Genomic DNA, 12,421 nt, shown 5'->3' with positions numbered 1-12,421 from the left:
CTGGATATAGTTGGGGCACCAAAGAGGTGATATTTTGGATAAAGTTGAATACAAAATTCGAGCCGATGAGATCAAGGCTTTAATTGGGGAAGGCAGATTTGCCGAAGCTGTGAAGATCGCCGACACAATTGACTGGAAACGAGTGAAAAGTGTCGCAATGCTTTGCACGATAAGTGATCTATATAAGATAAACAGACGCTTTGAAGAGAGCAGAGATATCCTGCTCATGGCATACGACAGACACCCCACGGGTAGAGCGATTGTATACTCCCTATGTGAACTTGCCATAAAGATGGGAGAATTTGTTCAAGCAGTTGAATATTATAAGGAATTTGTCAGAATAGCGCCCAGAGATACAGGGCGATATATCTTACAGTATAAACTCTACGAAGCTCAGGAAGTAAGTCTTGAAGAGAGAATCGCTGTTCTCGAAGAATTCAAAAAACATGATTATAGGGAAAAATGGGTATATGAGTTGGCTTATCTTTATCATAGGATAGGTCTTACTACTGAGTGCATTGAAACATGTGACGAGATGTTCTTGTGGCTCGGAGACGGTAACTATGTCATGAAGGCCCTTGAACTTAAGGCGCTTCACGAACCGTTGTCGCCGGAACAGCAGGACAGATATATCAGATATAAGCAGAAACATGGTGGATATATAGACAGATCCATAACATACAATAAAGAGGATCCCGCGCAGAGCCAGATGGCACAGAATATGCCCGGATCACAGGTATACGCACAGGACACAAGAGAAATGCCACCTGTCTCAAATGACGTTGAGATTAAAGCTCCGTCCGTTGATGTAAGCGCATACAATACAATGAATCTGCAGGCAGCACTTGCAGAGGAGTTGAAGCCATATATAGGAAATGAGCAGACACAGACGCCTGTACAGCCACAGGCAAGCTTTGCGCAGCAGCAGGAGCTTGCACAGTATCAACAGGGATTCGCCCAGCAGGCAGAGGCAGCGCAGCATCCGGCAGGATTCGGTCAGCCCGGTTATGCACAGCCGCAGCAGGGATATGCACCATATCAGACCGGTTACGACCAGCAGACAGGTGCAGCACAGTATCCGGCAAGCTTTGCCCAGCAGGCAGAAGCCGTACAGTATCAACAAGGATTCGCCCAGCAGGCAGAAGCCGTACAGTATCAACAAGGATTCGACCAGCAGGAAGCTGCACAATATCAGCAGGGATTTGTTCAGCAGCAGGAAGCTTCACAGTATCAGGAAAGTTTTGCACAGCAGCAGGCAGAGGCTCCACAGTATCAGGAGAGCTTTGCGCAGCAGCAAGAAGCAGCACAGCCGCAGCCTGAGGAAGAGCCTGCAAATTCATACAGTGCGCAGCAGGGATTTGGAAATACAACATTTGCAGAGGAAATGGCAGAATCTTCAGAACCGGAAATTTTTGATGATGATGAAAATGACGGCTCTTTTTCGCGTGTTGGCGGAACTATCGGAGAGCCTGCATCCGGCGGTATAGAAGAAGTATTTTTTGATACACATGAGATCCATGTGCCTGAGCAAGAGCCCGTTTTTAATCCGGCTCCCGAAGTTAGCAAAGAAAATCCCGTACAGGAACAGAGTTCAGATATAGCAGAAATAGCACAGGAAGAGACTTCAGGTTTTTTTGATCTTGAAGATGTTCCCGATGAACAGCCATCTTTCAGTGCTACCTATGAGAACAGGCCGTTGGAGGACGAAGTACCCGGTGCGGTTATTCATCCGAACGGAAGCTACAGCATGAGCAATGTGAGCGCAAATGCAAATGCAAGTGCAAATGCGGATAACGCAGATTCAGCTTCGAATGGTAACGGACTTGATAATATGCTTTCTCAGGACCATGACGGTCAGATCAAGCTGGCTGTTGAGCCCGATCCCGTAGTAGAGAAGCAGATCACGGGTCAGATCAGTATCTCCGAGTATATTCAGAACTGGGAACAGTTCAAGAAGGATCAGCAGGAGAGACAGCTTGAAAGCGTAAAGAAAAAGGTTTCGGATCAGACAGGAGATCTTTTCGCAGATTACGATGAGATAGCAAAGGCCGGACTTCAGGAGAAAATTGAGAAGGCAATTTCTGATGCCATTAAGAAAGAAAAGCAGAACAGAGCATCCGGAAGAGGCGACTGGTCAAGAGATAATGCCGATATTATCGACGAGGCTGTCGATGAAGTTATAAATAAAGCAGAGCAGGGCACAGACGGTCCTATTGAAAATAAGGACGAAGAGGAACCGGCTAAAGATCCTGAAAAGAAAAAGAACAGATTTGCACGTGAAGACTTCAATTCTACAAGGAACGAAATAAAGCCTGAATCACCTGAGGAGAAAGCTTCTGAAGAAAACGGGCATGAAGAGGAAGAGCCAAGAAGACCTCAGGACAGAGAAAGAAACAGAGCGGAAGCAAGAGGTGAAGACAGACAGAGAAACAGAAATGCTGACAGAAAACCTCAGGGACAAAGACCCGAGATGCCTGAAAGAGCCGATGCTCAGAGAAATGAGAATCGGGACGGCGCGCAGGGTGCAAAGAAGAAACTTAAGAAACATGGCGCCGGAAACAGAGATATTGAAGAGAGATTAAGGAAGATGACTCCCGAAGAGAAAGAGTTGTTCGGACCTTATATTCATCATAAGAAATCAAGAAGACAGATCATCAAGGCAATTGATAACATGAGCATGGATGCGTTTAGCGGAAATGTAATTGTTACAGGTGAAGAGGGCGCAGGAACTATCAACCTTGCCAAGGGACTTATCCGCGCAGTGCAGGCATCCAATTCTGACTTCAATGGAAAAGTTGCCAAGATAACAGCGAATACGCTCAATAAGAAGAGACCGTCGGCAATCTTTGATAAGCTTGCAAACGGCGCGCTTATAGTTCAGAGAGCTGCAGATATTTTGCCTGAAACAGCAGCTGAACTTATAAAGATTCTCAAGGAACAGAAAAAGGGTATAATAATAGTAATGGAAGATACCAAGGAAGATATGAACAGCTTCCTTGATAATAACCCTGATTTTAAAGAGAGTTTCAGCGTAAGAGTTGATATTGAGGCTCTTGATGATGAGTCGCTTGTTGCATACGCTAAGCAGTATGCGCTCGAGAACGAATATGCTATCGACAATCTCGGTATTCTCGCACTTCATACCAAGATATCCGAAAGACAGACACTGGACCATGATGTTACGGTCTCAGAAGTCAGGGATATCGTGGATGATGCTATATATTATGCGGAGAAGAGATCTGTATCTCACTTCGTTGATATCATAGTACGCAAGCGATATGATGATAATGATATGATAATCCTCAGAGAAAAAGATTTTATGCATTAACAGCTTAAATACATTTACGAGGGGGATGCATGGGCAAAGAAGTATTTATATCTGAAGCAGACGAATACTTATTCGGACAGGGGACGCACTATGAGATTTATGAAAAACTCGGAGCGCATCCGGCAGAAGAAAACGGAAAGAAAGGATACTTTTTTGCTGTGTGGGCACCAAATGCAGCAGAAGTTCATGTTATTGGCGCGTTCAATAACTGGGCGGAAGATACGCACCCTCTAAAGCGTACCAAAGTCGGTAATATATGGACAGGTTTCATTCCGGGAGTTGGAGTGGGCGAATTGTACAAGTTCCTCATAACAACACCGGAAGGAAAAAAGCTGTATAAAGCCGATCCTTATGCAAATTATTCTGAACTCCGTCCCGGAAATGCATCCAGGACTACGGATTTATCCGGCTTTAAGTGGTCGGATTCCGGTTGGTATGAAAAGATCAAGGGCAAGGACCCCAACCGACAGCCCCTTGCGATTTATGAGTGCCACATCGGTTCATGGATGAAACATCCGGATGGGACGGAAGATGGTTTTTATACTTACAGACAGTTCGCAGACAGAATTGTCGAGTATCTCAAAGAAATGCCTTATACCCACATTGAGCTCATTGGAATAGCTGAGCATCCTTTTGACGGGTCATGGGGCTATCAGGTTACGGGCTACTATGCCCCGACATCAAGGTACGGTGAGCCTTCGGACTTTATGTATCTTGTCAACAAGCTTCACAAGAACAACATAGGTGTAATACTTGACTGGGTTCCTGCGCATTTTGCGACGGATGAATTCGGACTTTCATGTTTTGACGGAAAGTGTATCTACGAAGATCCCGACCCGAGAAAGGGCGAGCATCCCGACTGGGGAACCAAGATATTTAATTTGGGCAAGCCCGAGGTAAAAAATTTCCTTATAGCGAATGCTCTTTTCTGGATAAGAAAGTTCCATATTGACGGAATACGAGTGGATGCGGTTGCTTCCATGCTCTATCTGGATTATGGCAAAAAAGACGGACAGTGGGTTCCTAATAAATATGGCGAAAAAGAGAATCTCGAAGCGATAGAGTTTTTTAAACATCTAAACAGTGTTGTCAGGGGAACTTATCCGGAGTTTCTTACTATAGCGGAAGAATCTACTGCTTGGCCTAAGGTCACTGCGCCACCCGAAGAGGATGGACTTGGCTTTGCTTTTAAGTGGAATATGGGATGGATGCATGATTTTTGCGAGTATATGAAGCTCGATCCTTATTTCAGGCAGGGCGCGCACAATATGATGACCTTTGCCATGAGCTACAACAATTCCGAGAATTATATCCTGCCTCTTTCACATGACGAGGTGGTGCACCTTAAGTGCTCGATGCTTGAGAAGATGCCGGGCTATAAGGTTGATAAATACGCAAACCTTCGCGCCGGATATACATTTATGTTTGGACATGCGGGCAAAAAACTTCTTTTCATGGGACAGGACTTTGCCCAGGAAAGAGAGTGGAGCGAGAAGCGCGAGCTTGACTGGTTCCTTTTGGCAAATGACCTCAACAGAGGAATGAAGGACTATGTTTCTCAGCTCTTGAAGATATACAGAAAATATCCCGCTATGTACGAAGTAGACAATGACTGGGGCGGATTTGAGTGGATAAACGCAGATGATAAGGAGCGCAGCACTTACAGCTTCTACAGACGCGCCATAGACGGTAAGGATAATTTGCTGTTTGTTATAAACATGACTCCTGTTGAGAGAAAAGGTTTCCAAGTGGGTGTTCCTTTTGCCGGCAAGTATGTGCATATTCTTGACAGCGCAGAAGTGCAATTTGGAGGAAATGGAAGCAATATCCCCGATGAGATCACAGCAAAGAAAGGTTTGTGTGATTACAAGGATTACAGCATAACCTTCGATCTTCCTGCTTACGGAGCCGAGGTATTTCGTTTTAAGGGAGCGGCTAAGGCAAGGAAAAGCACGAAAACTAAAGAATCAAAAAAAGAAAAATTATAAATTCTTTAATATTAAGAAATAAAAATTTTGAGCCGAAATAGAAGGTGACGGAATGTAAGCCCGTCACCTTTTTGCGTAAAAAACATTTTTTAATAAAAATGAGGCGTATATGAACATTAATTTTCAGACTGTGGCAGGGAAAAAGACAACTGAGGATTCTATGTACGTCGGCATGGATGCTGAGGACAGGATCAACAAGAGTGCGGTAAAGCAAAGCTCATTGAGCGCGATTGCCGTGAACCTTGATACAAGCTTATTCAGTAATGATGTATATGCAAGTCGTGCCAGAGGAGCTGAGGACATCAGCGAGATGGCAAAGAACACGGATGTTTTGACGCAGCATAATTATATGGCACTTTTGTCAAATACTATGTCTGAGGAGGACTATGCAAAGGCTCTTCAGGATGGTTTTGATGTTAAAAATCTAAATAGTTCGGAGACAGTGAACATCCTTGATAAGATCAAGGGTGTACTTTTGGAGACCGGAGTCAGCGTTACAGGCTACAATGACGACATGAGCGTTGAAAAGCTTACAAAGATAACGGGAAGCAGGACACTTGCGGAGACAATCCAAAAGGAGTTTTCTCAGAACGATATTCCTATGACAACTGAAAATGTAAGAGCCGCAAAAGGCGCTTATGAGGAGGCTGCTCAGATAAAGGAGCCTTCTGACGGTGCGGTCAAGTACATGGTCTTAAATAACATGAAGCCCACCATAAGCAATTTTTACCTTGCAGCTCACAGTACAAACGGACAGAATCTTTCGGGAAGAGGATTCTATGCTCAGGAGGCAGGCGGCTACTATGCGCAGAAAGCAGACAGCATAAATTGGGACAGCCTTGCTCCGCAGATAGATAAGGTGCTTGATGAAGCCGGCTATGACATGGGCGACTTAAGGATACGAGATGATGCAAAGTGGATGGTTGAGCAGGGAATACCGCTTACTGCAGAGAATCTTAATACACTTGCGGAAATCGCAAAGGTTGAATTTCCGATAACGGAGCAGGCAGCCGTTAAAGCGGCAGCATCAGCAATACTTGACGGTAAAAATGCGGTTCAGGGAAATCTTGCAGATTCAGAGAGTAATATCGAGAAGGCTGTAAGAATCTATGAAGATACAAAGAATATTACAGATGACGCGGTAAAGAACGTTGTTGAAGAAGAAAAAGACTTTACTATTAAGAATCTCGTTATGGCAAGCAGAGAGGATGCAGGAGTAAATCCTGAGAATCCGACGGCTCTTTTATCCGATAACGATCCTAAGATTGTTGCAGCAAGACTTCAGCTTGAGGAAGTAAGACTTCGCATGAGCGTCGAAGCAAACAAAAGCCTCTTGGACAGAGGCTTTGAGATAGATACTGCGCCTATGCAGAATCTTATAGAAGAGCTTTCAAACATTCTTAAAGATATTGAGGGTGCGCAGACGGGCGAGATTATTGACGACATCACAGGTGTTAAGGCGTCAAACCCGGCGAGAGTGTATGATCTTACTCTTGAAAAAGTTCAGATCATAAGTAAGGGACCGGCGGACATTTCGGGACTTATGGCCGGAAGATTGCAGACAGCAACTCTTTCGCAGATAAGTGATGTTTCAGCGAGCCTTACAAGAAAGTTCAAGGCAGCGGGTGAAGGATACGAAGCAATGATGACCGCGCCGAGAGCAGATCTTGGAGACAGCATAAAGAAGGCATTTAGAAATGTTGACGATATACTTCGTGATTTTGGCGAAGAAGCAAATGAGGAAAACCGCAGAGCGGTAAGGATTCTTGGCTATAATAGCATGGAGATCACGGAAGAGAATTTTGAAAACGTGAGAGCCTGGGATCGCAAGTTTGTCGCAACGCTTGAAAGACTTAAGCCCGGAGCCGTATTGAATCTCATAAGAGAAGGAAACAATCCTCTCAATATGACACTGGAGCAGCTTTCTGACAGCCTCGATCAGGGAATGTTTAACGGAAGCGGCGACGGAAAAAGAGATTCTGACAGATCACGCGAGAAGTTCTCAAAGTTTATCTGCAAGCTTGAGCAGAAAAAAGATATCACAAAAGAAGAGAAGGCTTCCTTTATAGGAATATACAGACTTTTCCATACGCTTAAGGCAAATGATTACAAGGCAATCGGTTCTGTATTAAAGACAGGAAAAGATATGACTTTGGGAAATCTTTTGACTGAGACAAGGAGCGGAAGAACAGCAAGGAGCGGAATAGATTATTCCGTGAGTGATAACTTCGGCGGAGTAGACCTAAAAGAAGGAAATGTAATAAAAATTGACGAACAGATAAATTCGGCCTTCAGATTTTACAGGTCACAAGCCGATATAGTATATGAGAATCTCGAGCCCGAAAAATTAAAGGCTGCAAAACCCATGCCTAACACGAAGTTAGAGGATTTTGCAAGAGCGCTTGAGAATGAAGAAATCGATCCTGAGCTTGAGAAAGCATATATTAAAGACCAGGTGCAGGAAATTCGCGGTATAGCGGGTTCGAAGGCAGCGCCTTTAGCAATCGCAGAGATGGAGACACTTGAAGTTGAGATGAATTTCAACAATTTTGAAGCGATGATTGGCATAAGGCGGGATCGAAGAAACGGAAATTTATGGAACAGGGCAGCGGAGCTTGTAAAGAGAGATATATCGAAAGATATGGAAACTCTCACAGAGGCTCTTGATAGTGACAACTATGAAGAGACTTATACAAAGAGCCTTGAAAATATTTCCGACAAACTTTCGGATGTACTGGTAGATCCGGAAACGGAGTACATTGACGTTAAGGCAATTACTCTAATGCAAAAACAGATTTCCGTGATGGCACATACTTCAGAGCGAGGAAGCTTTGAGGTGCCGGTGGAAATAGATGGAACTAAAGTATCAATGCACATCACTCTAAAGAGTGACAACAGCAGAATTTCAAGGATGGAAGCGAGTGTTCAGACTACCGACTACGGACTTATCTCGGCAAATCTTTACCGGGAGGAAGGCGGTATAACGGGAATGCTTACAACAACGTATGCAGGAAGTCCCGAAGAGACTGAATATCTTGAAAGCGTAAAAACTAAGATGTGCGATAAATTAGCGGAGAAGATAGAGGATGCAGGTGTAGACCGAAACAGGATAGCAATCCTCTATAACGCACAGGCACAACCTACTAAAGTAGGCACGGTTAATGCAGAAGCCATGGACGGCGAAAGTAATTTGACAGCAGATACAGGCACACTTTTGAAAATGGCGAAAGCATTTATAGAGGCTCTTTAAGCTCTATACGTGCAGAAAAGAGGTTAACATGAAAGTAAACTACAACATGTCCGCAATGATCGCAAACAATGCTTTACAGAAAAATGACAAGCTTCTTTCTGAGTCACTTGAGAGACTTTCAAGTGGTCTTAAGATTGCAAATGCCAAGGATAACCCTTCAGGTCTTGCAATGTCCAGAAGAATGAATTCACAGATAGAAGGATTGGGAGTTGCAAATAACAGTGCAAACGACGGAATCTCAATCGTACAGGTTGCAGACGGAACACTCTCTGAGATCCATGCGGTTCTTCAGAGAATGAGCCAGCTTGCAATCCAGGCAAGTAACGGAACACTCACTGAAAATGACAGAAAGACAATTCAGGAGGAAGTTACACAGCTCAAGCAGGAAATCGACAGAATGGCCAATACCACTCAGTTCAACGGACAGAGCATTCTTGACGGTTCTTTTGACCTTAAAGGATATGCTACGGACGAGAGCGGCAGGACAAATCCGAACATCAAGGTCGCAAGTTATTCAGATAACTTTGATGCCGGTAATTATGTGATAAAAGATCTTGATATTGATTTTGCCAGACTTACGGGCAGAACAGGTGTTGATAAAAAAGCTATCTTCAGTGAAGAGGAAGATCTCAGCAAAATAAAGATATATAAGGTAGAGGCAGACGGAAACGGAGAACCCAAAGAAGTACCTTACATGACAAACCATATGATCGCAAGCATTGAGGAAGATGTTCTTACATTGTCAGACAGCACGGGAAAGAGCATCAGCATTAAGATGGATGAATCCTACAAGGGAGAACTTAATCTTGAGATCACGGGTAAGGGCGCAATGACCATGCAGGTTGGAGCAAATGAGGGCCAGACACTTGATATCAGAATTCCGCAGGTATCACTTACGGCGCTCAGACTCAATAACCTTGATATGTCTAATCTTACAGGTGCTAAGCAGGCAATCGACAGTTTGAAGGATGCGATTGAAAGCGTTAATGCCATGAGAAGCAGACTCGGTGCTTATCAGAACAGACTTGAGCACACAGTAAGCGGTCTTGATATTACTGTCGAGAATATGACTGCGGCTTACTCAAGAATCATGGATGTTGATATGGCAGAGGAGATGACAATATATTCCACACAGCAGGTTCTTTCTCAGGCAGGAACATCAATGATGGCGCAGGCAAATGAAAGACCGGCGCAGATCCTTCAGCTTCTTCAGTAATCAGTTAACGGTTGTAGAGTAATCGAGGTGGAATATGACACAGGAAAAAAAGCAGGAATTTACCCTTAAGATATCACAGGCAAACAAGACTCAGCTCATTACAATTTTGTATGAGATGGTGATCGAATATCTTAACGATGCGATAGATGAGATCGGTATCGGGAAAAAAGATGAAGCGAATAAGTATCTTGGATATGCGCAGAACTGCATCGATGAACTTATCAGATCTCTTGACCTTAGATACGAGCTTGCAAAGAATCTGCATGCTATTTATATCTTTTCCAAAAAAGAGCTTATGGTAGCGGGAGTTAATTACAGCAGCCATAAGATCTGGAGAGTGGTTCAGAACTTTAAGTGCTTAAAAGAAGCATATAAGGAAATTGAGAAATACGATACAAGCTGCCCTATGATGGGAAATACCCAGAAGGTATACACAGGTCTTACATACGGAAGACACCTTATGAACGAGGATCTTGCGATGGTGTGTGCCAATCGTGGATATATGGCATAAATGTACATTTTTTTGTTATACTTAAAATATGATAAATATATGTATCGTAGAAGATGAGTCGGATCAGGCCGACCTTCTCAGAAAATACATACAGACCTATGGGAATAAAACTAATCAGCAGTTTGCCATAACTCATTTTACGGATGGCATCGATTTGGTGGATGAATATCGGGCGCAGTTCGATATTATCCTGCTCGACATTCAGATGAAACATCTTGACGGTATGGTTGCGGCTGAGAAGATCCGAAAGGTAGACGCTGACGTGGTAATTATTTTTATCACGTCAACGGTGAGATATGCCGTGCAGGGATATGCTGTCGATGCGCTTGGATATGTGCTGAAACCGGTGCCGTATCTGCAATTCGAGCAGCTGTTCGACAAGGCTATTTCTCGTGTTATGACCAAAAAACAAAAGCTCTATATCAGGGTATCTATGGACGAGCGACAGCTTAAGCTTGATTGCGACAATATTTATTACATCGAGAGTCAGCGTAACAATGTCTGTATTCACTGTGCTGATGAGGATTATGTAACTGCCGGGCCGCTAAAAAAGTTTGAAGAAATGCTCGGCGGTCACGGATTTAGTAAATGTCACAATGCTTATATCGTGAACCTGTCTTATGTGGAAGGCGTCAGGAAGGAAGAAGTTCTTTTGACCAATGGAATAGTTCTTCCTATAAGCCGTGCACGAAAGAAGGAATTCATGATGGCGCTTACGGAAGATATTTTGTAAAAAAGAGGAGACAAGAATCTATGGACTTTTCATCATTCTTAGACCCGAAGAATTTACAGGATACCCCGCGACTTTTTACCGCTATAGCTGAATGGCTGGCGGTTTTTATATATTTCAATATTTATAAAAGAGACAGTCATGGCAAGTTGTATGTGTTGCAATGCGTAGTTTCATTTGCAATGCAGGTTGGATTTCAGTTTGTGGCAGGTCTTTTGCCCATAGGATTCTGGATTCCCAGTATGATCGGTGCCGTGGCTTTGATGTATCTGACTCTTTACATGGTACTTGATATTAAGCCGAGGGACTGCGGAGTCATAACAACTCATGCGTTTGTGCTTGCGGAGTTTTCGGCCAGCCTGTACAAGCAGCTCTACGTGTGGGCTGTGTATCTTAACGGGCATGAAGGATTTGCGTTGTCATTTGTCATTATGTTCGTTGTCTTTGCACTGACCTATAATATCTACTACCGCATTGAACGCGATAATTTCCCCGAAAGCAGAAATCTAAATATAAGTGAGCGCGAGCTTGTGAGTGTTATCGCAACGGGTATCGGCGCTTTCATAATGTCTAACATAAGCTTTGTCACAAAAAAGACTCCGTTCTCCGCAACAGAGAACATGCTTTATGTCCGTACGCTTGTTGATTTCGGAGGCATGCTGATGCTTATGACCGAGATGGGACGAAGAAATGAGATGGCGGCAAAGAGCGAGAACGATGCTATCAATCAGCTTTTTCAGAAACAGTACGAGCAGTACAAACTTGCCATAGACAATTCCGAGGCACTTCGAAAAGAGATACATGATATGAAGCATTATGTACTTGCGCTTAAAAACGAGGACGATCCCAAGAAGCGTGCGGAAGTATTGGATGATATGGAACAGGCAATAGCGATACAGGAATCGTTTATGAATACCGGAAACCGTGTTTTGGATGTGATTCTTACGACAAAGAGTCTTCAGTGCCAGAAGAAGGATATTACCTTAAATGCCATGGTTGACGGAGATGTTCTTTCGGGGATCCATGTAAAAGATATCTGTTCTCTTTTTGGAAATATTATCGACAATGCAATTGAGGCGACGCAGGTTCTTACGGATAAGGAGAAAAGACTTATCACTTTGTCTGTGCGAAGTCGCAACCAGTTTATAATTATAGAATGCGAGAATTGTTCCGACGGATCTTTTGTGCGCCTTAAAAAGAATCAGCGTCGCAGGATCTTTCGGGATACGAATCTGCCGAAGACCACCAAGGCAGACAACGTTAAACACGGCTATGGACTTAAATCCATAGCACAGGTGGCAGAAAAATACGGCGGAAACATGAACTGTTCGTATGAGGACGGATGGTTTAAGGTTAAAGTCATTCTTTCATATAAAGAATAGTGGAAAACCTTGTGAA

Annotated in this window: 7 protein-coding genes; all 7 read left to right on the top strand. The window is 43.7% G+C overall.

Translation table 11 applies throughout. From position 1 onward, the window contains the following. Positions 1-34: 34 nt before the first annotated feature. The 7 genes from CD00_RS0112300 to CD00_RS0112270 all read left to right on the top strand — a co-directional run bounded on the left by CD00_RS0112300 (position 35) and on the right by CD00_RS0112270 (position 12,405). The gene (locus CD00_RS0112300; RefSeq protein ID WP_026656235.1) at positions 35-3,328 is read left to right on the top strand and encodes a hypothetical protein; all 3,294 of its coding nucleotides are present in this window, start codon (positions 35-37) and stop codon (positions 3,326-3,328) included. A 29-nt stretch (positions 3,329-3,357) separates the two neighbouring features. Beyond that, entirely contained in the window at positions 3,358-5,316 is a 1,959-nt protein-coding gene (glgB, locus tag CD00_RS18295) for a 1,4-alpha-glucan branching protein GlgB (RefSeq protein WP_051594187.1), read from the top strand. Positions 5,317-5,425: 109 nt separating this feature from the next. Then, positions 5,426-8,566 (top strand): DUF6240 domain-containing protein, encoded by a 3,141-nt coding sequence (locus CD00_RS0112290; protein ID WP_026656234.1) that lies wholly within the window; start codon positions 5,426-5,428, stop codon positions 8,564-8,566. A gap of 28 nt (positions 8,567-8,594) precedes the next feature. Further along, positions 8,595-9,782, top strand: a complete 1,188-nt coding sequence (locus CD00_RS0112285; protein ID WP_026656233.1) for a flagellin N-terminal helical domain-containing protein — start codon at positions 8,595-8,597, stop codon at positions 9,780-9,782. Between the two features lie 34 nt (positions 9,783-9,816). Next, entirely contained in the window at positions 9,817-10,293 is a 477-nt protein-coding gene (locus CD00_RS0112280; protein ID WP_026656232.1) for a flagellar export chaperone FliS, read from the top strand. A 28-nt stretch (positions 10,294-10,321) separates the two neighbouring features. Next, positions 10,322-11,026 carry a LytR/AlgR family response regulator transcription factor gene (locus CD00_RS0112275; protein WP_026656230.1) on the top strand — a complete coding sequence of 235 codons (705 nt, stop codon included), beginning with the start codon at positions 10,322-10,324 and terminating at the stop codon, positions 11,024-11,026. 20 nt (positions 11,027-11,046) lie between these two features. After that, positions 11,047-12,405: an ATP-binding protein gene (locus CD00_RS0112270; protein ID WP_026656229.1), complete on the top strand. Its 1,359-nt coding sequence runs from the start codon at positions 11,047-11,049 to the stop codon at positions 12,403-12,405. Positions 12,406-12,421 lie beyond the last annotated feature (16 nt).

The sequence above is a fragment of the Butyrivibrio sp. AE3003 genome, assembly GCF_000686065.1.
Classification (GTDB): domain Bacteria; phylum Bacillota; class Clostridia; order Lachnospirales; family Lachnospiraceae; genus Butyrivibrio; species Butyrivibrio hungatei_A.
The sequence above is the reverse complement of the archived record's forward strand: the minus strand, read 5'-3'. Positions and strand labels throughout refer to the sequence as shown.